Here is a 21,733-nt window from a genome sequence, read left to right as displayed (position 1 = left end):
AGCCACCATGCGTGTAGCCGCCCTTTCCTTATTGTTCAACTCTCTGTTCGCCGCCGGCGCTCTGTTCGCTACCGCCGTTGCCCAGGCCGCCCCGCTGAGCGTTTGCAGCGAGGCCAGCCCCGAAGGCTTCGACGTGGTGCAGTACAACTCGCTGACCACCACCAACGCCACGGCTGACGTGCTGATGAACCGTCTGGTGGAGTTCGACGCGGCGCAAGGCAAGGTGGTGCCGAGCCTGGCGGCCAGCTGGACGGTATCGGCCGACGGCCTGGTGTATGACTTCACCCTGCGCGATGACGTGAAGTTCCACAGCACGGCCTACTTCAAGCCAAGTCGCGAACTGAATGCCGACGACGTGCTGTTCAGCTTCCAACGCATGCTCTACCCGGCCCATGCCTGGCACAAGACTGCACCGGGCGGCTACCCGCATGCCCAATCGCTGCAGCTGGGCAGCCTGATCAAGGCGATCGAGGCACCGACGCCGAATACCGTGCGCTTCACCCTCAGCCACCCGGACGCCACCTTCCTGGCCACCCTGAGCATGGGCTTCGCCTCGATCTATTCCGCCGAATATGCCGACAAGCTGCTGAAGGCGGGCACGCCAGAGAAGCTCAACAGCCAGCCGATCGGCACCGGGCCTTTCGTGTTCCAGCGTTTCCAGAAGGACGCCGTGGTGCGCTACCGCGCCAACCCGGACTACTTCGCTGGCAAGCCGGCGGTCGACCCGTTGATCTTCGCCATCACCACCGACGCCAACGTGCGCCTGCAGAAGCTCAAGCGCGGCGAATGCCAGGTCGCCCTGTCACCCAAGCCACTGGACATTGCCGAAGCGGGCAAGGACGGCACCCTCAAGGTGGCCAGCACCCCGGCGTTCATGACCGCCTTCGTCGCCATCAACAGCCAGCACCCGCCGCTGGACAAACCGGAAGTGCGCCAGGCCATCAACCTGGCTTTCGACAAGCAGGCCTATCTCAAGGCCGTGTTCGAAGATTCCGCGGTGGCCGCCAACGGACCCTACCCGCCCAATACCTGGAGCTACGCCAAGGACCTGCCCGGCTACCCGCTGGACCTGAAGAAAGCCAAGGCGTTGCTGACCAAGGCTGGCTTGGGTGAAGGCTTCAGCACCACGATCTGGACCCGCCCGTCGGGCAGCCTGCTCAACCCCAACCCCAGCCTCGGCGCGCAAATGCTGCAGGCCGACCTGGCCAAGATCGGCATCAAGGCTGAAATCCGCGTGATCGAGTGGGGCGAGCTGATCCGCCGCGCCAAGGCCGGCGAGCATGACCTGCTGTTCATGGGTTGGGCAGGCGACAACGGCGACCCGGACAACTTCCTCAGCCCGCAGTTTTCCTGTGCGGCGGTCGAGTCGGGGACCAACTTCGCGCGCTTCTGCGACAACCGCCTGGACCAGTTGATCAGCGCCGGGCGTACCACCAACGACCAGAGCGTGCGCAGCCGGCTGTACCAGCAGGCGCAGACGCTGATCCAGCAGCAGGCGTTGTGGGTGCCACTGGCGCACCCGACGGCGGCTACCCTGCTGCGCCAAGGGGTTGAGGGGTACCAGGTGAGCCCGTTCGGGCGGCTGGATTTCAGCAAGGTGTCGGTGACCAAGTAAGCCTGCACCGGCCCTTTCGCGGGACAAGCCCGCTCCCACAAGGTCTCCATTGCCCTCAAACATGGCGGGTAACCTGTGGGAGCGGGCTTGTCCCGCGAAGAGGCCGGCACATGTACACCACTAAGCAACAATCCACCCCTGCTCCACCATCGATAACGGCTCTCCATCTCCCACGATGATGTGATCCAGCACCCGCACATCGATCAACGCCAGCCCCCGCTTCAGCGACAGAGTCAAATGCACGTCATCCTGGCTCGGCTCAATGCTCCCCGAAGGATGGTTATGACACTTATGGTATATGTTCGGAAACGTTGCAGATCTGGAGCTACCGATGCCAGACGTCCCTTTCTGCGAGATCCGAATGATTCGTACTGCCTCCAGCGGCCTCAGGCCATACCTGCTGGTGCAGGGGGTTCCAGTGATCCTAGCAAACCTCTGGGCGGAGGATTTGCTCCACAGATCGCGTCTCAATACCGTCGAAAATTACCTACGTGACATCGCTATCGCGTACGAGTGGGCTCTCAGCCGAGGTTCTCCACTGGAAGCGAAGCTTGAGCGCCTAGCGGTGTTCAGCTCAGCGGAACTGACATCGCTGGCCGAACGCCTCTGCTCCACCAAACGCGGTGCGGGTGCGAGCCAATCGACATGCACCCGACGACTCGAAGCTGTCAAATCATTCATAGATTTCTCCTTCGAGCACTACGTTGAGCTCAATCGACTAGGTCTACTTGAGCAAAGCCAAGCGGAAAAAAACAAAGCCAAGAATCTGCGAAATCTTCAAAAAAAAATCACCAAGATTGCATATCAATCAGAACCGCCGCTACCAGCAACGCCACTTGACTCCGGCGGACAAGCCTTATTCAAAGGGGTGCTCAGTCCTGATGACTTTAGGAACCCATTCCAAAGTAAACAGATACAGGCACGCAATTACTGTCTGTTCTTAGTAATGCTTGAAACACTTGCCAGGCGTGGCGAAGTGGTTCTCATAGAACTCGACGACGTTGACCTTGGTCCCTCACCTACAATACGCATCAAGCGCCCAAGCGATATCAACAGGGAGCGGAGACTGGACGGGGCTAGTCTCAAGACGCGCGGTCGGATAGTCCCCATAACCGCATCGGTAGCCGCGGTTCTGAACGAATACATTTCCGATCATCGCCCTAAACTGATCAAACCAAAAAGACCTTGTACAGCCCTATTCGTGAGTTCCCGTGACGGGAGACGGCTATCTGCGCGAACCGTAAACACCATTCTTCGTACCGTTGCAGCCAGCCTCGGCTTGCCAAACTTTTCAACACGAATTCATCCGCACGGCTTGAGGGCGACAGGGGCAAATATAGCTCGCAAAAAGTTTGAAAAAAGTGGCGCCAACAGCATTAATGTAAAAGATGCTCTGGCGTATCTGGGCGGATGGAGCCCCAGCAGCGAAAGTGTTCAGCGCTACTCTCGACAGGCCATATCTGATCGGCTCGGCGAAATAATCAGAAGCTCAGACAGCTCAAATTTTCGAGGCAATGAAGATGATTAAAATTTCGCCTGCCGAACTCGTAGCCGAGATTGAATGTCGCTTCGGCATCGAGGCCGATGCCTTTCCTTCCACAGTCAAATCCACCTTCGGTCAGGCTATAACAATTCACAACAATGATGCGTGGGTTGAGAGAATAACGGTAGAGATTGTCGGGTGTGCTCCGATGAATATTGCGTGGAGCAAGCCCCTACATTCTAACTTGTTAGTTGAGTGGCTACTCAGAGGGTGGTTCATCGACAGACTCCAAACCCACATCGACCTTAGGCCTCTGATTGTCGTCCAGCGGCTTCTGGCCCAGCATAAATTTTCGGGAAATGACGCGGATACTATTGGCAATAGGTTATCGACATTTGCTGTACGTGAATGCACTCGATTAAAAGCATCAAGCTGGTATGAGGAGCTAGTTGCTCTTCGAGTATTTTATCGATGGTGCTTGGATGAAGAAGTCCCAGGCTTCAACGAACATGACAGCCTTGAACTATCACAGCTTACAGTAAAGGCGCATGATAACAGGCATTTAGTCACGATGCGAGATGATGACTTTGGCCCTTTCACTCGCGTACAACTCGCGAACATTGAGATGAAGCTTGCCAACAATCCGCTCATCACTCATGCCCAACGCACGCTTTTTTTGCTCTGTCGCGACTGGGCTCTTCGCCCTATACAGTTGGCCCTAATGCAGGTTACTGACTTCGGGATCGATGAGGGCGGCCCCTTTGTAAAGGTGCCGAGTGTTAAAGGAATTAGACGTTCAAGGCTCAGGAGGCATCCGAGCAACCTGGTAAAACGTTACATCGCTAACGATACTGCAGAGGCAGTAGAACTTCAGTGCACTTTAGCTGAGACCCAATGCAATGCCGCATCGAAGGAAATCAACGCGATATGTGCCAGGCATGGAATAAGCACTCCAGTACTTCCTACGCCGTTGTTTCCCTCGGCGTACACAACCGAAAACCGCCTTTTACGCTTCCTCACCAACCCCAAGCTGACACCATTCACATTACATCTCGACAACCATAGAATAAGTTATGCGCTAACATCTCTCACTTGGATACTCCAGTTACCAGACCCTCATCGACCCATACAAAAAACAGAGCCCTTCATGCGGATCACCGCGTACCGACTGCGCAGGACCAAGGCTACTTCAATGGTTCTTTCCGGTGCATCCCCTGAAGAGGTCGCTGAAGCTTTAGATCATTCAAATCTGAACTCTATAAAGCACTACTTCCATTACAACCTTGAGCTGCAAGAGTTCATAAATACGACCCACATGGCAAGCCCGGAGATCAATGCAGCCGTGCAGATGTGGTGCGGCAAATTCATGGAAGAAATCCCTGACAGATCCGCGCTAAGGCCAATAAGTGGCTTAGGATCATGCAATTCTGAAGAGCCATGTCCTTACCACCCGACGGTCACTTGCTATGCATGCCCTAAATTCAGACCTAGCCGTCATGCTAATCATGAAGGGGCTTTAGCAGACATCACTAAATTCCAGCAGATGCTCGGGAGCAATTCCACTGGCGCTATGGCCCAATAGGTCGAAGCAGCAATTCACGGCGCTAAGTCAGTAATCATTGCTGTGAAGGAGTTGAAAGAATGAGCATATCAATGATGGTCTTAGACGACCGATACAAACATGCAGAGCAACAATTTAATGACCTCAAGGCCAACGGATTAGTAGCAGGAGATTTCGAGGGCAAGGTATGGCAGTATCGATCGAGTAATATTCCCTTCACATCACTCGATCCTCTCAACAGGCGAAATCAAGACCAACCCCCTCTCCCGCTAGTGATTGGCAAGCTTGCGCGCTGCTTTATAGTTAAAGAAATTCTGGCACATCCGTCAGCAGAGCTGATTATCGGCAGAATGGCCTCGATTAGGCATCTATCCGCAGTAATGGATAGCGAAAACATTGAGTGGAGCGACATAACGCGCAAAGTCTTCGACCGCACCGTAGACTCGATCAGGCATGGACGTTCAGACTCTACCATTTACCATAGAGCAAATGCCCTCAAGGCATTTGTTGATTTCCTCAACCAACTTAGCGTAATGGTCGATGGAGTACTGCTGCGATTCGTCGATAGGTTTATCAAATGGCAAACTGGGATACCCAACCCGACTCATAGTGCGCTTGAACTCACATCACGAGAGTTTCAGCAAAGAGAAGAAAATCTATACTCTTCTGACTTGCACAAAGGGATTGCACAAGCCAGGTGGTTGATCAAGCAGAACCCACATTTGGAGCCAACTGCGGGCTTCGATAGAATTCGACTTGAGGCGACCTGCTTTGGAATGGCGCTCGGTTTGAGAGTTGGTGAGATCGCGAATCTTCCAAAGAGTTGCCTTTTCCAAGATCCCAACACTCACACGACGTTCGTACGAGTGCCTGTAGAAAAAAACTGCATCCCCAACGCCGTACCCGTCGCAGACCTATGGAGCGCACCACTCACCGAAGCGTACGAGTACTTGCTGGCTGTCACTCAGGATGCTAGAGAGCGTGCTCTTGACATTGAAACCAATGGTTTCTCATTTATAGATAAAGCACTCGCAGCCTATCGCGCTAACCATCCGTTAGATCCCGGCGCGGTGGATCAACTCTCATCGTTGGATCTGCCCGTAGAACATCACTACTTTGTTGAGGAGATATGTAAGTGCTTCCCCGTATCTCCAAAAGAGCTCTACAGTGGTGGGCGATTTTACAGCAGCAGCGTTGAACTCCCTAGAATAACGGCCGCTCGAATCGCAATTTGGATAGATGAACGAATGCATAATTGGGATTGGTCTAATTTTCTCAATGAGTACAAAAAGAACTGTTATAGCGTATCCGTCATTGACATTGCAAAACACACAAAATCCTCCGAGGCGTCAGTAAAAAAGAGCAAATGGTTTGTAGATCACCTGCGCACCTTTCTCAAGGGAATGGTTCACGACGGGCTTTTCAAGCCTGGAAACAATCCTTCACATGCGCAACTCTTCGACATCCGGAATGAGTGGGCAAGCATCAGAGAACTTATGTTATCTCAAAGAGGATTCGGGGCGGGAGTACCATCCCTGGTCATAGATATCAGACTGCTCAAGCGCCTTTTAGAAGATAAATACAGATTTCACCTGCGACGCCATTTTGAAGAACAATTTTCAATGCCTGGTGATGGAAGTGAAGCACCTTATCATGCGAAGCACACTGCCAAAGGTTATCCTAGCAAGCTGAGTGACAACTTACTTGTAATCTGGGAAAACCAGTTTGACTCGATATCTGAGCTAGGGATCATCCCCCGCCCCCTATTTAGAGCCGATCTCTACAACTATCTCTCTTCGAACTCCTCAAAAAAAACAATCTTTCAGCGCCTTGACCTACGAGGGCAAGACGGTGAAATCTTTTCCATCACTCCTCATCAAATCCGTCGTTGGGTTACCACGGCAATTCTTCGTTCTGGTCCCTCTGAAACAGCTGTGGACCTATGGATGGGGCGAACCCCACGCCAAAGCCGTCAATATGACTACCGTACTGCCAAAGAGCGAGCAGAATATGTGAGATCTTTATACTTGGCCGTTGACCCTCCCCCAGACTTTTTGGGCAGGCTAGTAATCCGATGGCGGGAGGAGTCAATCGCTGACGAACAAATCGAAGAGATGATCATCGAGAAACTCAGCATTCTCAACCTAACGCCTTGGGGCGGGTGTACACGTGAGCTCTATATCAGTCCGTGCGACAGGGGCCTCATGTGTATCAGAGGCTTCGGTACAGATTCTGGATGTAAATCCTTTCACCTGAACCCTGATGATCTGGAAGCAAAGGCCGCTATCGAGAGCTTACTCAGCGAGTACGAGAAAATTTTGAGGGCAATTTTTGACAACCAAACTGACATCACGTCTAGTATTGAGGCTGAGCTCGATAATACTCACGCTTTCGATCAGCACGTTCTGTTTGTGATGGATATGGTTACGAGCTGCAAAACGGCCTTAGAAGCTTACTCAAAACCTAAGAAGGCTTCATCATGAAGCAGGAAAAAAAATGGAAGGACCACGTGCGGTCCATTCTCGCCGAATATGAGGCCGGACGGGTTCAGGAACCGCTCACCCAAAGTGGCCTTGCCCAGCAGGCGGGTGTTAGTCGTCAAACGCTCTGGAGAGATGAGGAAATACGATCTTTATATACGGCCACTCAGACCCATCTTAAAGACTTCAAAAAGGTCGGGCGTAAAAATAGTGATGCGAGAATTTATGCTCTCGAAGCACAGCTACAAAAAGCACGCATGGAGAACAATCGATTAATTCAGACAATCGTCAAAGCCGCTCAGCTAATGACCGAGGATGCAATTGACCCAAGACGATACTTCGAAGATACCACGAGCTGACTCACCAGCTATCCTCGTCTGTAAAGTTCCTTGAAGAAGCCATACTCACGGCACTCGGAGCTGTTAGGCTGGTAATACCGACGACCGCCTTGAACGGTGTAACACCTGTACAAACGATCCTCGCTTTCATGAATGACCTCCAGATGCTCCATCGCCCACCCGCTACTACCGTTCATCCACCCGGGAGTAACAATCTGAAGGGATAACTCAACGGCACCATTCAGGGTTAAACGCGTGAACTGCTCCAGCCCACGCATGTCCTCCAGAAAGAAGACCTCCACACACGTGTCCTCTCCCCGCTCCCTCGTCACCGTGATGTGAATCCATGGCGATGACAGCCGTTGCTCCACGAAATGCCAAGCCTGCTGATCCTCAGCCAGCCAGGCGAAGGAGCGATCCACCTCTGCCCATCGGTTGGTGATAAACATCATGACCCCCTCTCAAATGAACAGCATACATTGTAGTCATATACTGTTCACGGGTGCCTCATCTTTCCTTTTGCGGAAGATGCAAAGTGGAATTGAGACAGGCATTCGGTCGGGTTCTGAAGTGGATGCGAGTCCAGCAAAAGCTGACCCAAGAAGACTTCGCGACGGTGAGCAGTCGTACCTACATCAGCACGCTGGAAAGGGGACGATACGTCCCGACCATCGAGAAACTGGACACCATCGCACCAGTGCTGGGAGTTCATCCGATCACATTACTGGTTGGGAGCTATGCCCTCAAAGAGAACCGAGCAGTGGCAGAGTTACTCGCTCAAATCACTCAAGAAGCTGAACGCATGGACCTTGCAACGGCCTTCCCGGACTCAAGCAAAACCTCACACCAGAGCTGATCACCACCTGCTAATGCCGCGAAGCGATTGCCCAAGCGCCAATGGGGGGACTGGATTTTGCTCTATTGCAGGGCTGTTTAGGCCACAAGATACTTAGCACGCTTTCTGTCTAGCCTGATAAAATCTCAGGCCACTTCTTGGAGAATCTCATGTCCCGTCTCGCTGAATTTCGCCTTCTCGAACAACAGCTCGCCGCGCAGCTCGCCGAACTGGAAGCACTGAAGAATGATTCCGCCCTGAAGCAGGAAATGGAATTCGAAACGAAGCTCCGCAACCTGCTCAACGATTACGGCTACAGCCTGCGTCACGTGATCCAGATCATTGATCCGCAGCCCGTAGATTCCGGATCTATTGCACAAAAACCTGCACGGAAACCACGAGTAGTGAAAACCTACAAGAACCCGCATAGCGGAGAAGTCGTTGAGACGAAGGGGGGCAATCAGCGCACTCTGAAGGCCTGGAAGGCAGAGTACGGTGCCGAGGTGGTTGAGTCCTGGTTAGCCAACTGACTGTGCTGTAGTCGACCTGTGGCAGGAGCATAAACGTGAATCGTCGCCAAATGCGAATTCCCATTCTGGGGCGCGACGATTTTTTTGGTAGGTGGTAATGACACACCATTTATGCGCATTAAATAGAGGTCCACTTCAGAAACGGACGCTCCAAAATGCGCAATGCTCTCGTCACAATCTCAGTAAACACCCTCGCAAGCATCCTGGCTGGTCTCATGCTCCACTGGATCACCCCCCCTCCTACTGCCGAAGCCATTCGATCCGGGATCGCGACGCCTGTCTCACCGTCTAAGTCGGTTACCGAGCCTTGACATCTGCACCTCCGAATCATGTGGCCGGCTTACCCAGTGGATGCCTCAAAAAAGCAGAACTTGGGGACCAGTTCGCGCCCCGCCCGAAGCGCATGAAGTGATGTTCCGTTTTTAGACCAAGCGAGAGCACGCCAGGCTTACAAGTCAGTTGCATGATCAGCTGAACGAATTGCTGGAGCATTTCGTAAACCTCAACGAGGGGCTGTACTTCGGGGGCGGATGTCACGGTATTGCAGAATTTCACTATGCTCGATGCGGAGGATGAAGACTTCGTGCATTACAGCCTGCACGACTGGTTCAGTTTTGGAGACGCCATAGAAGACGACGATTTGCTGATTGAGCGGCCTTGATCGACGGTGCTGGGCCATAGCTGACGGCTGGTCTGCCTACCAACTGATCCGTTCCGTGGCAGGTGTTATTTTCTCTACAAGAATAGCCTCCACGCCTCGGGCGGGTCCCAGACCTGCACTGCGCACCAGGGGGTTAGTTGTTTCTGGGGCTCACAGACTCCTTACGGGGTAATCCCATGCTTCTGGCAAGGCCTGCCACCGGAGGGTGACCACCTAAGGGGCAGATAGGCCTTCCTGCTACCGAACTTCGCTGGGTACGATCAATAAACCCTCTATTGATACGGTTTTGGCAAAGATGGATGTGTACAAGCTCCGCATTGAAGACACTGAAAGCAAAACCATAGACAAGGATCGGTTCGAGTCTGAGACCTTCCGCAGGGAGCCGTGGTATCAGCCCGGAAGCGCGGGCAAGCTGGCTCAGTTCGCGGTGTGCCCGGCATGCGACAACCCTGTCCAGCTGGTAGGGCTGTATGAGTTACCCCCAAACGTAAAAAATCCCTTCGGAAAGCACGCGACGAAGAGCATTCGCGGTATCGCTCCATTTGATGGAGAGGCCCGTAACGATTGCCCATACTTCCAGCCCCGTCAGCACAAGAAGACCGACCGAAAAACCGGTTTTGACGGCGTACCGCGGAAGATTCTCAGGCTTTTGATAGAACAGTTTGACCGCGTGGTTTACATCCTGGAGAAGGAAACCCAGGTGGTGCTCTCGGAGAAAGCCTTGCGAGGCATGCTGCAGCGTTACAAAGGGGAGCGCGGCTACCTCTATACCGGTGCGACGCTACGCAACGTGCCATGGATCTTCGCCTATATGTCGGACGCCACTCGGCTCTTTGGCCAGAAGATAGGTGGGAATGCTGAGCTTGTGAAAGCGATAGAGTCTCAAGTGCCAGGGGCGGAAATCAGCACCAAAGGCCGGCTGGAGGCGAAGAGCCTTCCTGGGATGAAAGGCCCCTACTTCGATCTCAAGATGAGTTTCATCCGCCACCGGATCTCTAAGGATAACGAGGAATCCGGCCTGGTTGAGAGCATGGAGTTTGTAGTGTCCCAGCTTCGCAAAGGTGAGCTTGAGCACATTCACAAGCAGGTGCTCAAATTCGATCCGGCTTGGTTCGAGAGCCTCATCCGAATGCCTGTTGATCATCCCTATCGCAGGATGGACCGAGTGGATATGGCCCGTGAAGAGCTAGGCGATTTGCTGGTGTCGAACGGGTAGAGGTGAGCATCGTGTAAACCTATTTTTTTACCTGTTAACTACAGTGGTTAACAGGTAAAAAAACTGGTTTACAGGGACAGCGCTCGGCAGCTGTCCAGAACTGCTGCCAAGCGATAGCTCTATACCGCTATCAGCTACCAGCTGGTGCTTGGACGACCGTTAGCTGAATCCTGGAGGGCCGCTTAGCCCCCATATGTACGGTATTTCGAGCAGTCCTTTTTTTGTTCGCGCAGCCTTCCGGCTCACCGCTGTTGGGGTTTACGTCGAACCGTGGGAAATTGCTGCCGGCAATCTCAAGGCGCAAGCTGTGACCGCGCTTGAACAGGTTGCAGGTTGCAAACGGTTCGATCTGCACCTTGAAACATTCCCCAGGTACCGTCGGCTTCGGATCGTTCCAGCTGTCCCGGTATCGGCAACGAATGATGCCGTCTGTAATGTTCATGGCATACCCCTCTGGGAAGTCATCGCTTGGCGGATAGACGTCGACCACCTTAGCGGTAAAGTCAGTGTCTAAGCCGTCGGTCTCGACCCACAGCTGGATCGTTACCGGACCGGCGACAGCAAGGTCAGCTTCAAGCGGCTCAGTTTCGAAACACAGCACATCGCTGCGCTGGCAGATGGCACTGCCATCTCCGCGCGCGCCGAAGAAGCGTGGTGTTTCTCGCTGATCAAACGCTCCGCCTTCGAAGACAGGAGCGCCGGAAGTCAGCGCGCCGCCGATGGTCGGTACTGGATTAGATGGATCGGCGAGGAAGTGGCAAGCAGCATCGGTTGCCGCTGGCCCCCCTTTGCTCAACTGACCGTCAGGATGAAGATAAAGATCCAACCGCTGGCTGCCAGGTAATGGCCACTGCTGTGCATCAAGCCACTGACCACCATGATCTATTCGCGTGTCCTGAAGCTTGCGACCACTACCACCGCCCATCATGAATACCTGCACCTGTTGGGCTGGTGCAGTGATCTGTAGCTGCAGATGGTTTACAAACCACTCAATACGACAGGACAGCCAATCCTGCGCCACTTGCCCATCGAAAGCGGCGGCTGGGCCAAACTCGGCATCGCCGCTGTGGCTAATGTTGCGGTCGCCATGCAGCCAAGGGCCCATCACGAGTCGTTGTGGTGCCTTACCGTTCGCGACGAAGGCAGCAAAGTTATCCAGGGTTGAGCTGACATAGGCGTCATACCAGCTCGACATGTGCAGCACCGGAATATCGGGAATGTTGCTGCGATAGTGATCGGCGCAAATGCCCAACTGTTGCCAATAGGCATCGAAACAGCCGCGGCCCCATTGGTCGAACAGGTAGTCCTCATACGCTGGCGCATGACGCAGCGGTGAAAATCCTGGACGCCACGGCATATGGGCGAACCAATGCCGGATGTCTTCCTGCTCCAATGCTTCGCGCAATAGTGGATCGGCTTTGGCTGCCGGACTTTCCTTGGCCTGCTTGTATGCCCATGTGGCCTGTTTGAGCTCGAATGCGCCTCCTTGGCGGATGCCACATTGATAAGCGTTGGCGAAGCCTCCAGAGTCCAGCACCATCGTCTTCAGCCCTGGAGGATTTAAGCAGGCCATAGCGAGCTGAGTATGGGCTGCATAAGAAAGACCCATGCTTCCGACCTTCCCATTGCACCAAGGCTGCTCGACCAACCAGGCCAAAGTGTCGTAGCCGTCTTCTGCTTCGTTGACGTACTTGATGAATTCGCCTTCGGAGGCGTAGCGACCGCGGCAGTCCTGAAACACAGTGACGAAGCCATGTTCGGCAAAGGCTTGGGCCATCTCTTCACGCCCTAAGTGATGACCATTCAGGCATTTCTCCGAGCGTGAGGGCTTGCTCTTGTCGTATGGAGTGCGTTCGATCACCACTGGCCACACGCCGGTACTTTCATCAGGCAGGTAGACATCGGTGGCCAACCGAACGCCATCGCGCATCGGGACCATCAGGTTTCTGAGGATTTGCATGTTTGACACTCAAAGCAGTAGGGCCGCATACGCGGCCCGAGATTTCAGTAGCCGGTCAGAACGGCAATGGAGAGGAGGCACATGGCGATGGCCGCGAATACCAGGCACAACGGCCAGATGAATCGCGCCCATTGACCCCATCCGACTTGAGCGGTCGCAAGCAGCACTAGTAGGCCACTTGAGGTAGGAGTGATCAGGTTTGTTAGACCATTGCCCAGCAAAAAGGCATACACAGTGGTCTGAGCGCTCACACCTGACAATTGCCCCAACGGTCCGAAGATTGGCATGGTCACTGCTGCTTGCCCCGACGTGGACGGGATCAGGACATCCAGCCCGAGTTGTGCGAAGAACATGCCGTACGCCGAAACTAGAGGGCCGTGATCGCTGACCAGGTTGGAAAGGTTGTTGACGATAGTGTCGAGCACCTGGCCAGTGCTGAGGATGATCTCCACCGCAGTGGCGAGACCGATCAGCACGCCGGCCATTAGCACCTTCTTCATTCCGTCGACGAATGCGCCGGCAGCCTCGCTGGCACCGATGCCAGCCACCACACTGAACACCATGCTCATCGCCAAGTAGTACGCAGACAACTCTGGGTACTTCCAGTGCCAGCGATTGGAGGCATAAACCAGGAAGGCGACGCCCGCTCCCAGCAGTAGAAGGTTGAGACTGTGGCGTGGCGCTAGCGGTGTGCGCTTAAAAGTAAACTCAGCACTGGCGTCGTAACCCAGTCGGCGTACAGTCATTAACACGAAGCCAATGCCGACCAGCAGAAACACCAAGTAGGCTGCCACACGCATATTCAGCCCGCTGAACATTGGAACGCCCACTAGCGGCTGGGCAACCGCCAATGCCACGGGGTTGGTAATCGAACCCAGATAGCCGATTTTCACCGAGATCACCACGATCGCCAGACCAACAATGTTGGGCAGCCCCAGGCGATTGGCCATCGCTACCATTAGCGGGACGATCAGGATGAACTCTTTGGCCAGTCCCATGAACGTGCTACCGGCCGAGAACACCAGCATCAAGCAGGGTACCAGCACGTAGATGTTGCCCCGGGTAAGGCCAAGTATCCGCTCAAGACCAGCATCGATTGCCCCGGCCTTGTTCAGCACGCCAAACATTCCGCCGATGAACAAAACCATGAAGATCAGGCCGGCTCGCTTCTCGATGCCCTGTGGAATGGCCATGAAAGCCTCAACCAAGGAGACCGGACGTGCAGCAGAATCGGTTGTGGCACGCGGCTCTGTGGAAAATAGCTGGCTTAGAGAGGCGTCCTTTTCCAAGGTCTGGTACGAACCGGGGACAACAGCGATGTCTTTGCGCTGGAACTGGCCTGAATCGACGAAGTAGGTGAAGGCCAGAGCCATGAAAACAATGCTCAACAGGATCAACGCAGGATTGAGCTGCTTGGCCGGGCGAGGGATGTCTGCTTTTCCAGCAGGCGCGGCTTGCGCCGCCGGTGCATGAGGTAGGTTCATGGTGCGCGATCTCGATTATTGTTTTGTAGGGGCCCAGGGCTACAGGGCGCACACTAGTTCAATCGGATGCAGTCACTCAACGTTATGAGTAAATCGGGTTGGGCTATGCAATTTATTGCGTTGGCGTAGAACCATTCACCTCTGTGAGCCTGTTACGCATGTGCTCCGCGAAACTCTCAACCAGCAAAGAGCGTGGCTGGTCTTTGCGGAAAATCAGGCCAAAACGATAGCAAAGCGCAGGTCTCAGCGGCTTGGCGATCAAAGGAAGGCCACCAAACTCTTTGGCCAAAAGACCATTGATAATTGAGACCCCCATACCCTCTGCAACGAATGCGCAAGCAGCACTGACCGAGTGGACCTCTACGCGAACTTGAGGGGTAATTTCAGCCTCTCGGAAACGCAGGTCGAGTTCAGATCGAAGGCTCCTTTGCCGCCCCAGAAGCACGAGGGGTTCATACCGCAATGCTTCGAGACTGACCTCCGATAGCTCCGCCAGTGGATGGCTTTGGTGCATGACGCACATCCCTTCGGTCTCCAGTACCGGTAGCACTTCAAAATGCTGAAGTTCCGTAGGCAAACGCACGAAAGCGAAGTCAGCGCTTTTGTCGAGTACGGCCCTTTCCAGCGCATCGTATCCGCCGGTGATGACCTCTACGACGACGTCCTCACGGCCCTGCATGAATTCGGCAACGATCCTCGGTAGCAAGTGTTGAGACATGCTGGTCGGTACTGCAACCTTGAGCAGACTCCGGCGCGAATGACCCAGTCTCAGCTCATCTGCCATGCGTTGTACGCGCTGGAGGTTGTCTACGAGCTCCGCCACCTGTCCAAGGAGTTCTTCCGCCTCAGGAGTCGCCATCAATCTGCCCTTACGTCGAAGGAAGAGCGCGAGGCCTAAGTGATCTTCGAGCTGAGTTAACAAGCGGCTGACGGCCGATTGGGACAAGCCCATACGGGTAGCAGCTCCGATGGTAGAGCCCGTTGTCATGATGGCTTGAAAAGCTTCGAGTTGTTTGAGGTTCACAAGATACTCCGAGGTTTCTTACCAACTAAACGCATAGCCTCATGCGTATTACTCATAACGTTGTTGCCGATTCCACGACGGGTTAGTGTCCGCCGCATGAGTGAATCCCGTCCAGCATGACGCTGCGTAATCTGCGATGGATAGTACTGGGTCGCTCCATTTTGATGCTGCCAAAAATCACAATACACAGCAGAGATTTCCGATGAACACCCTCACAACATCGCGCACACTCGCGTGTGCAAGCGTCATTGCTAGCTTGTTCCCCAATTTTGCTGAAGCAGACTTCTTCAAAGACTCCGAGGGCCGGCTGGCTCTGCGAAATTACTATTTCAATGATGGATTTCGTGATGGGGGCGAAGATCGCAAAGAGTGGGCGCAGGGTTTTCTGCTCAAGCTACAGTCAGGTTACACCGAAGGACCTGTAGGCTTTGGTTTGGAGGCACTGGGACTTTCAGGAATCCGGCTCGACTCAAGCGCTAAGCATGCGGGGACAGGCCTTCTGCCGGTCCACGACGATGGTCGGGCAGCTAGCGAATATTCGAGTCTTGGCATTACCGCTAAGGCCAAATGGAATGACCTTTTGGTCAGTGGTGGCACTCTCCTCCCCAAAATCCCCGTCCTGGTTTACAACGATGGTCGACTACTACCTCAAACGTTCCGAGGTACCCAAGCGGAGTACACCGGTGTTGATCGGTTGTACCTTCAAGCTGGGCATCTAGACAAATTCAAAGCCCGAAACTCTACCGATAGCGTCGATATATTTCCTCAGGGATATTCCGGAGGTGGCGGTACGGACTTTGATTTTGCGGGGATGCGCTACGACCTCACCAAACAGCTCAGTTTTAGCAGCTACTACGGGGAACTTCGGGATTTCTACCGCCAACAATTTTTCGGGTTGGTTTACACACTGCCGCTTGGCCCAGGCAAGCTAACTAGCGATCTACGTTACTTTATCAGTGATGATGCTGGCGCAGCCCGTAATGGTGTAGTTGATAGCGATATGTTTAGCGGTTTACTCAGTTATCGTCTGGGTGGCCACACGTTCAGTGCTGGATATCAAAAGGTTGATGGCAGCACCGCACTTCCGTACGTGAGCGTAAGCACGGTCTACTCGTTCAGCAATGCTAGCGTTGGCAAATTCATTCAGCCCGGAGAGCGGACCTGGATGGCGAGGTACGACTACGATTTTACTAGCATGGGAATTCCTGGACTGAGCTTCATGACCCGCTACTACAAGGGCGAGGATGGGGTCTATCGTGGTCAGGAAGCCCGGGAGCACGAGTCCAATACGAACCTGAAATATGTGATCCAGGACGGGCTCTTCAAAGGTGTGGGGGCTGAGTTTCGATATGCAGTGGCCAGGAGCACGTACAGCAGCGACCGGGATAACTACCGCTTGTATCTGACGTACGACATTGCATTGTGGTGATAGCTTCAAGTTCCCCTTGAAGCCGTCATCTAAAGGCAGCTCCCGCAGTCGGGAGCTGCCTTGTTAACCTACTCCCCCTTTTTGTGCTTGTGGGGTTTCAGGTCCGGATGGTCCTTCTGCTTCTCAGGCGTGACTCGCTGCCTTTTATCCGGAGTGCCATCTTCGTTAGTTCGTTTAGGGCCTGGCTTGATGCTCATGCGAGATTTCCTTTATCGCTTGGGTTGGTGGGTGCTGCTATGTAGTTAGTCCAGCTTCTTATAGCTGTCAAAGCGGACGGGAGCAGAAGCACTTGGCATCCCAGAGGGGCCATCCTACTTCGTGTCTTAGAGGCCTGAGTAAGAGCCTCCTGGCAAGGGCTTGCACGGGGCAGTGAAATCCAAGGCTGAGCGGTACGAGGACGTCTGGACATTCATCATCCCGAGCACTGTGTGAAACAGGTTGTCGTGGCTAAGAGGTGAGCTTGCTTGAGCTTTCAAACAGCCGACGTTGAGCCTTTCACTCTTCGCAAGAGAATCGGACATCCAAAGCACCAATGGCACCTTGGTTTGCTCTTCAGGAGCCATCGCATAAGGCAGCCCATGCAGGTAGAGCCCACCCTCACCCAGTGATTCTCCGTGGTCAGAAACGTACAGGAGCCCAGTGTCGAATTTGGTGTTCGCTGCCAGGATGTCGATCAGCCCGGCTGTAACGTAGTCGGTGTAAAGGATCGAGTTATCGTAGGCATTGAGCACTTCCTGCTGCTTACATTTGTCGAGCTCGTTGGTCTCGCACACCGGCGCGAATTTCTTGAATTGCGCGGGGTAGCGCTTGTAGTAGGCCGGGCCATGGCTACCTTTGTAGTGGAGCACCAGGACAGCATCGCCTTCTTGACGCTTGATGAAGTCTTGCATCTCCGAGAGCAGCACCCCGTCCTTACACTCCTCGCTGGTGCAAAGTTGGGGATCCGCGTGAGAGGCAGCCTTGTGGTTGGGAACCCTGTCGCAGGCCCCTTTGCACCCCGAGTTGTTGTCAGTCCACATGACACTAATGCCTGCGCGTTGAAGCACGTCGAGCAGCCCTTCTCGGCTCTTGGCCAAGCCATCTTTGTACTCGGCCTTACCCACATCCAGGAACATGCATGGCAACGAAACTGCGGTGGCGGTGCCGCAGGAGCTGACGTTGGAGAAGCTGATGACGTTGCGTTTTTCCAGCTCCGGGTTCGTTTCACGGGTGTAGCCATTGAGGGAGAAGTTGGCGGAGCGGGCGGTCTCTCCTACAGCCAGTACCAGCAGCCTAGGTTTACGGGCCGCCCCCTGTCGATTAACTACCGCATCAGTTCCAATGGCCGTCAGCGTTTTAGGTGTGGCCAGCTGGCGCTTCAGGTAACCATGGCCAGCCGCAAACAAGTTGGTGGGTACCAGGATCAGTCGGATCTCCCGATTGTTGCGCAGCAAGGAGGCATATGACTGGTATTGACTCAGCACGATGCCAGACAAGGTCAACAGAGCGAGCGACAGAGCAATGACCCTGCTGACCAAAGCTCTGGCCCAAGGCTTGCGCCGGAGGGGAACCCGGGAGATCAGGTAGACGGGCAACACCCCAACCATTGCGACCCACAGACCGAGCTTCCAATTCAGCAGCTCGGTTGCCTCAGCGACGTCTGTCTCCACAACGTTGGTGAACATTGTGTAATCGATCACGATGCCATAGGCATTCATGAAGTAACTCGCAAAAGCCGCGCTGATCAGTACGAGACATAGAAAAGGTTTGGTCAGCCGCGCCCATGACAGCAAGCTCAGAACCGTAAACACCCATGCGAATACTATGACTGGGAGGCTAGCTGCTAGCAGCCAGTTCACTTCATCGGTTTTGAATACCAGCTTCCAGAGCACGCTCCAGAGCTCAGCATTCGCGAATAGCAGCAACCAAAGAGTTACCAGCCCAATGAGCAGATTAGTGCTGATGCCTTCCTGTCGGGCAGTGCGAATAGCAAAGATCCATTTACTTAACAGGGTGTGAACAATGGATTTTGAAGGTGTCATTATCAAACTCTGAGAGGCTGCTTATCCATGCGTTAGCTGTGGAGTTAGCGGGAGCTGCTTGGCAAACCATCGACAGATGCTGAGCGATTGCGCAATGTGCGGAGCGCCAGAGGCCTTAGGGCCTAGGCGTTGGAGACGCTTAGAATGTGTGAGGCATAGGGACAAAAGAGAAATAAATCTCGCTGAGCGCATTATTTCCGGCGCCTGATAACGACACGATGACCTCGTGATTACAATGCTGACAGAAATGCAATAACTGCTGTTTTAATTGCCATCGACCAGGCTATGATAAAAATTAGGGCGACACCATCTATTAAACGCAGAGCACCGCTCAGCTAGATAAATTTAATTTCACAAACAAAACGGCTTCGTTTTGACGTAGGCTAATTTTGAACTTTCACTTTAACTTACAAGTCTTTCTCGCGAGCAGAACATTCTTTTCAACTTTTGCTCGTTAATATGTCACCCATCAATGAGGGGCGAATACCATGAGCTTTTTCAAAAATATCCTGGGCGGGCACCATGGCCGTGGAAACCACGGTGGAGGCAAGCACCACAGCGGGGGACATGGGGCCGAGCAATACGATCGCCATGGCCGGCAGCAGGGCTGCGACGGCGGCAACCAGGTGTATGACGGCGGGCGCCATGCCACTCCAGCCCCCATTAAAGATCTGCAGGGCTGCAGGCAGTGCCGGACGGCCAACGATCCGTCAGCACGCTTTTGTCTAAACTGCGGAACACCACTATCGAGTGGTTGCACCGCCTGTGGCTCGTTGCTGAGCGCAGGAGCAAAATTCTGCAGTCAGTGTGGCCAAGCGACGCTCTAACGATAGGCAGACAGGAAGGCCAACGAGACCACAACCCTGCGCAAGGAGAAATACGTGGGTTCAAATCATGACCATGGCAGCGCTGCAGTACGCGAGGGGCATCAGAAGAAGCTAATCATGGCGCTCGCCTTGACTGGCAGCTTCATGATTGCAGAAGTGATCGGTGCGTGGATTACCGGCAGCCTGGCGCTGCTGTCTGACGCATCCCACATGTTCACAGATACTGCCGCCTTGGCGATCTCACTGATTGCACTTCAGATAGCCAAGCGCCCGGCGGATCAGAAAAGAACCTTCGGCTATGCGCGCCTGGAGATTCTGGCTTCGACGTTCAACGCCGTGCTGCTCTTCCTGGTGGCGATGTACATCTTGTACGAGGCCTACCAGCGCTTTTTCATGCCGGCGGAGATCGCTACCGGGGCGATGATGTGGATCGCAATCGCCGGCCTGATCATCAACCTAATCTCGATGCGCCTTCTGGCATCTGCGAGCAACGAGAGCCTTAACGTCAAAGGCGCCTACCTCGAAGTTTGGAGCGACATGCTCGGCTCGCTAGGCGTAATCATTGCAGCACTCATCATCCGCTTCACGGGCTGGACCTGGGTCGACACGATTGTCGCTGTGGCAATCGGACTTTGGGTACTGCCGCGGACGTGGCAGTTGCTTCGCGAAAGCCTGGGGATTCTCATGGAGGGTGTGCCGAGGGGGCTCGACGTTACGGCAATCGAGGCCACCATCCGCGGCGTAGATGGGGTCACGGACGTTCATGACTTGCACGTCTGGGCCGTCAGCAGTGGCAGCAACGTGATGACGTCGCACGTAGTGGTACGGGATTCTGCAGATGGGGATGCTGTGTTGGCGGCCGTCGTGGATGCTGTCAGCGATGGATTTGAAATCCATCACTGCACCATCCAGATCGAGCGGGCAGCTTTCCACGAGAGCGTTCCCTCGCCCTCGCACTGATCGATCGGTAAACACCATGCAGACACATCCCCTTCCTGGCTGAGGGGGATGTTGTAGAAGAAATGCGATGAGGGATGGCGTAAACGGCAGGAGCACTTCGAGAGGGGTTGGAGAATGGCTTCACCTCCCCCGTCCACAATCCCCAGAAGGTTCAGCGATGGCTTGGATCATCACGAAGTACCTACTCACTGCCGGAATAGTGATTCTCGTATCAGAGCTGGCGAAACGCAGTGACAAGCTGGGCGGCCTGGTCGCCGCCCTACCCCTGGTCACTGTCTTGACGCTGGTCTGGCTCTATTTGGAGAACCAGAGCATGGAGAAGATCTCCAATCATGCTTGGTACACGTTCTGGTACGTGCTTCCTACACTGCCGATGTTTATCGCGTTCCCGTTGCTGCTACCTAAGCTCGGCTTCTGGCCGACCCTTATCAGCAGCATCCTCATCACAATGGCCAGTTTCGGATGTTTCGCCGTACTGCTGCGCCGGTTCGGCATTGAGCTTCTATGATCCGGCGACCGCAGACATCATCTTGATGAGCCTTAACGGCTGTTAATACACTCGCCCTTCACCAGGTAGCGAACCATGTGCAGCTCGCCTTTCGAGTCTTCGTAGGTCATCATACTTCTTACATTACCGCAGTACCGCACGCTGGGTGATACATACACCAACTTACCAACGTCAAGGTCCATACCGTAGGCATAGTCTTCAAGTTGAGGCATGGGCTTTTTTACGCGCTGAGCATAATCCGCAGTAGCCTCTCTAGCAGAACGCTCAATGCGTTGGTTTATTTCCATACCGCTTTGTGCATTGGCTGTTAGTGATGTGAAGAGCATAAACACGGCGATCGCTGATACAGTAGTGTTCATAAGAAGTCCCTTAATAAAAAAGCGCCCGTAGGGGGGCGCTAAAATTCACCTACCAAAGGAGCGTATGGTTTACAGGTGAATGCATTGACGAGAACAACTGCCCGCTGCTCTTGCCAAGCTGCTTTGAAATGAGACAATTTCCAAAGCAGCGATGCCTCTTCCGCTGCCCTTAAACTAGCAAAGGAGGCTAACACCAAGATGATCGCGCAATTACAATTTGGACATGTAATAGATTGTAAGGTAATTATTCGGGAGACTACTGAGCCACCAAGTGAACTAATTCGCAGAAAGGCGTAGCAGTTCGCGGCCGTGCATGGGGACTGCCTGCGTGGCGCACTCGATGCAAGGCCAGCGCCAGTCTCTGCAAGCTGGCGACCGAAATACTGCCTGTCATGGCCGATTCCGCCTGTCAGGCGAAGCTGTCATACACCGTCGCAGACCC

Annotated in this window: 19 protein-coding genes and 1 pseudogene; 12 read left to right on the top strand and 8 right to left on the bottom strand. The window is 54.0% G+C overall.

Translation table 11 applies throughout. From position 1 onward, the window contains the following. The first annotated feature begins 7 nt into the window (after positions 1-7). Complete coding sequence (locus tag D8767_RS01300; RefSeq protein ID WP_016712691.1) at positions 8-1,615, top strand: ABC transporter substrate-binding protein; 1,608 nt, start codon at positions 8-10, stop codon at positions 1,613-1,615. A gap of 120 nt (positions 1,616-1,735) precedes the next feature. Here the strand turns inward: D8767_RS01300 and D8767_RS01295 are convergent. Then, a pseudogene (locus tag D8767_RS01295) lies at positions 1,736-1,900 on the bottom strand (JAB domain-containing protein); the annotation flags it as partial. Positions 1,901-1,976: 76 nt separating this feature from the next. Between D8767_RS01295 and D8767_RS01290 the strand changes: the two are divergent. From D8767_RS01290 to D8767_RS01275, 4 genes are read left to right on the top strand one after another with little or no spacing between them, the layout of a single operon-like run. Further along, positions 1,977-3,143, top strand: coding sequence for a tyrosine-type recombinase/integrase (locus D8767_RS01290; protein ID WP_223817826.1), 1,167 nt, complete (start codon positions 1,977-1,979; stop codon positions 3,141-3,143). After that, positions 3,136-4,680, top strand: coding sequence for a site-specific integrase (locus D8767_RS01285; RefSeq protein ID WP_232859845.1), 1,545 nt, complete (start codon positions 3,136-3,138; stop codon positions 4,678-4,680). The genes D8767_RS01290 and D8767_RS01285 overlap by 8 nt, the downstream gene beginning before the upstream one ends. Positions 4,681-4,739: 59 nt before the next feature. Then, entirely contained in the window at positions 4,740-7,142 is a 2,403-nt protein-coding gene (locus D8767_RS01280) for a hypothetical protein (protein ID WP_003253492.1), read from the top strand. Continuing rightward, entirely contained in the window at positions 7,139-7,498 is a 360-nt protein-coding gene (locus D8767_RS01275) for a hypothetical protein (protein WP_003253491.1), read from the top strand. The genes D8767_RS01280 and D8767_RS01275 overlap by 4 nt, the downstream gene beginning before the upstream one ends. A gap of 8 nt (positions 7,499-7,506) precedes the next feature. Here D8767_RS01275 and D8767_RS01270 read toward each other — a convergent pair whose 3' ends face one another. Continuing rightward, positions 7,507-7,929 carry a hypothetical protein gene (locus D8767_RS01270; RefSeq protein ID WP_003253488.1) on the bottom strand — a complete coding sequence of 141 codons (423 nt, stop codon included), beginning with the start codon at positions 7,927-7,929 and terminating at the stop codon, positions 7,507-7,509. Between the two features lie 83 nt (positions 7,930-8,012). Between D8767_RS01270 and D8767_RS01265 the strand changes: the two genes are divergently transcribed. The 3 genes from D8767_RS01265 (at position 8,013) to D8767_RS01255 (ending at position 10,719) form a co-directional block, all read left to right on the top strand. Next, complete coding sequence (locus D8767_RS01265) at positions 8,013-8,333, top strand: helix-turn-helix domain-containing protein (protein ID WP_003253486.1); 321 nt, start codon at positions 8,013-8,015, stop codon at positions 8,331-8,333. A gap of 149 nt (positions 8,334-8,482) precedes the next feature. Then, positions 8,483-8,842 carry a histone-like nucleoid-structuring protein, MvaT/MvaU family gene (locus tag D8767_RS01260; protein WP_003253484.1) on the top strand — a complete coding sequence of 120 codons (360 nt, stop codon included), beginning with the start codon at positions 8,483-8,485 and terminating at the stop codon, positions 8,840-8,842. 956 nt (positions 8,843-9,798) lie between these two features. Continuing rightward, entirely contained in the window at positions 9,799-10,719 is a 921-nt protein-coding gene (locus D8767_RS01255) for a hypothetical protein (RefSeq protein WP_003253479.1), read from the top strand. 130 nt (positions 10,720-10,849) lie between these two features. Here D8767_RS01255 and D8767_RS01250 read toward each other — a convergent pair whose 3' ends face one another. The 3 genes from D8767_RS01250 to D8767_RS01240 all read right to left on the bottom strand — a co-directional run bounded on the left by D8767_RS01250 (position 10,850) and on the right by D8767_RS01240 (position 15,187). After that, positions 10,850-12,679, bottom strand: a complete 1,830-nt coding sequence (locus tag D8767_RS01250) for a CocE/NonD family hydrolase (protein WP_003253477.1) — start codon at positions 12,677-12,679, stop codon at positions 10,850-10,852. A gap of 44 nt (positions 12,680-12,723) precedes the next feature. After that, positions 12,724-14,163: a YfcC family protein gene (locus D8767_RS01245; RefSeq protein WP_003253475.1), complete on the bottom strand. Its 1,440-nt coding sequence runs from the start codon at positions 14,161-14,163 to the stop codon at positions 12,724-12,726. A gap of 112 nt (positions 14,164-14,275) precedes the next feature. Next, positions 14,276-15,187: a LysR family transcriptional regulator gene (locus D8767_RS01240; RefSeq protein WP_003253472.1), complete on the bottom strand. Its 912-nt coding sequence runs from the start codon at positions 15,185-15,187 to the stop codon at positions 14,276-14,278. A gap of 202 nt (positions 15,188-15,389) precedes the next feature. Between D8767_RS01240 and D8767_RS01235 the strand changes: the two genes are divergently transcribed. Then, the gene (locus D8767_RS01235) at positions 15,390-16,616 is read left to right on the top strand and encodes an OprD family porin (protein ID WP_009682006.1); all 1,227 of its coding nucleotides are present in this window, start codon (positions 15,390-15,392) and stop codon (positions 16,614-16,616) included. A 323-nt stretch (positions 16,617-16,939) separates the two neighbouring features. Here D8767_RS01235 and D8767_RS01230 read toward each other — a convergent pair whose 3' ends face one another. Together D8767_RS01230 and D8767_RS29060 are read right to left on the bottom strand one after the other, a co-directional pair. Next, entirely contained in the window at positions 16,940-18,637 is a 1,698-nt protein-coding gene (locus D8767_RS01230; protein ID WP_003253466.1) for a phosphoethanolamine transferase, read from the bottom strand. 440 nt (positions 18,638-19,077) lie between these two features. Further along, positions 19,078-19,284 (bottom strand): hypothetical protein, encoded by a 207-nt coding sequence (locus D8767_RS29060; RefSeq protein ID WP_003253464.1) that lies wholly within the window; start codon positions 19,282-19,284, stop codon positions 19,078-19,080. Here D8767_RS29060 and D8767_RS29055 point away from each other — a divergent pair. The 3 genes from D8767_RS29055 to D8767_RS01215 all read left to right on the top strand — a co-directional run bounded on the left by D8767_RS29055 (position 19,264) and on the right by D8767_RS01215 (position 20,932). After that, complete coding sequence (locus D8767_RS29055) at positions 19,264-19,464, top strand: zinc ribbon domain-containing protein (RefSeq protein ID WP_223255137.1); 201 nt, start codon at positions 19,264-19,266, stop codon at positions 19,462-19,464. The genes D8767_RS29060 and D8767_RS29055 overlap by 21 nt on opposite strands. 54 nt (positions 19,465-19,518) lie before the next feature. After that, complete coding sequence (locus D8767_RS01220; protein WP_003253462.1) at positions 19,519-20,424, top strand: cation diffusion facilitator family transporter; 906 nt, start codon at positions 19,519-19,521, stop codon at positions 20,422-20,424. Between the two features lie 157 nt (positions 20,425-20,581). Further along, a complete protein-coding gene (locus D8767_RS01215; RefSeq protein ID WP_003253461.1) occupies positions 20,582-20,932 on the top strand; it encodes a DUF3147 family protein in 351 nt (116 codons plus the stop codon). Between the two features lie 32 nt (positions 20,933-20,964). Here the strand turns inward: D8767_RS01215 and D8767_RS01210 are convergent, their stop codons facing one another. Next, complete coding sequence (locus D8767_RS01210) at positions 20,965-21,291, bottom strand: DUF2790 domain-containing protein (protein ID WP_003253458.1); 327 nt, start codon at positions 21,289-21,291, stop codon at positions 20,965-20,967. Positions 21,292-21,733: the final 442 nt, after the last annotated feature.

The organism is Pseudomonas sp. LTGT-11-2Z, assembly GCF_003691445.1.
GTDB classification, from domain to species: domain Bacteria; phylum Pseudomonadota; class Gammaproteobacteria; order Pseudomonadales; family Pseudomonadaceae; genus Aquipseudomonas; species Aquipseudomonas monteilii.
Note: the sequence above shows the minus strand (reverse complement) of the source record. Positions and strands in the feature narration are given on the sequence as shown.

What these genes read in the sequence shown, in the direction of transcription:
- D8767_RS01300 (WP_016712691.1), top strand. Translation starts at nt 8, where the DNA reads ATGCGTGTAGCCGCCCTTTCCTTATTGTTCAACTCTCTGTTCGCCGCC.
- D8767_RS01290 (WP_223817826.1), top strand. Translation starts at nt 1,977, where the DNA reads ATGATTCGTACTGCCTCCAGCGGCCTCAGGCCATACCTGCTGGTGCAG.
- D8767_RS01285 (WP_232859845.1), top strand. Translation starts at nt 3,136, where the DNA reads ATGATTAAAATTTCGCCTGCCGAACTCGTAGCCGAGATTGAATGTCGC.
- D8767_RS01280 (WP_003253492.1), top strand. Translation starts at nt 4,740, where the DNA reads ATGAGCATATCAATGATGGTCTTAGACGACCGATACAAACATGCAGAG.
- D8767_RS01275 (WP_003253491.1), top strand. Translation starts at nt 7,139, where the DNA reads ATGAAGCAGGAAAAAAAATGGAAGGACCACGTGCGGTCCATTCTCGCC.
- D8767_RS01270 (WP_003253488.1), bottom strand. Translation starts at nt 7,929, where the DNA reads ATGATGTTTATCACCAACCGATGGGCAGAGGTGGATCGCTCCTTCGCC.
- D8767_RS01260 (WP_003253484.1), top strand. Translation starts at nt 8,483, where the DNA reads ATGTCCCGTCTCGCTGAATTTCGCCTTCTCGAACAACAGCTCGCCGCG.
- D8767_RS01255 (WP_003253479.1), top strand. Translation starts at nt 9,799, where the DNA reads ATGGATGTGTACAAGCTCCGCATTGAAGACACTGAAAGCAAAACCATA.
- D8767_RS01250 (WP_003253477.1), bottom strand. Translation starts at nt 12,679, where the DNA reads ATGCAAATCCTCAGAAACCTGATGGTCCCGATGCGCGATGGCGTTCGG.
- D8767_RS01245 (WP_003253475.1), bottom strand. Translation starts at nt 14,163, where the DNA reads ATGAACCTACCTCATGCACCGGCGGCGCAAGCCGCGCCTGCTGGAAAA.
- D8767_RS01235 (WP_009682006.1), top strand. Translation starts at nt 15,390, where the DNA reads ATGAACACCCTCACAACATCGCGCACACTCGCGTGTGCAAGCGTCATT.
- D8767_RS01230 (WP_003253466.1), bottom strand. Translation starts at nt 18,637, where the DNA reads ATGACACCTTCAAAATCCATTGTTCACACCCTGTTAAGTAAATGGATC.
- D8767_RS29060 (WP_003253464.1), bottom strand. Translation starts at nt 19,284, where the DNA reads ATGGCGCCCGCCGTCATACACCTGGTTGCCGCCGTCGCAGCCCTGCTG.
- D8767_RS01215 (WP_003253461.1), top strand. Translation starts at nt 20,582, where the DNA reads ATGGCTTGGATCATCACGAAGTACCTACTCACTGCCGGAATAGTGATT.
- D8767_RS01210 (WP_003253458.1), bottom strand. Translation starts at nt 21,291, where the DNA reads ATGAACACTACTGTATCAGCGATCGCCGTGTTTATGCTCTTCACATCA.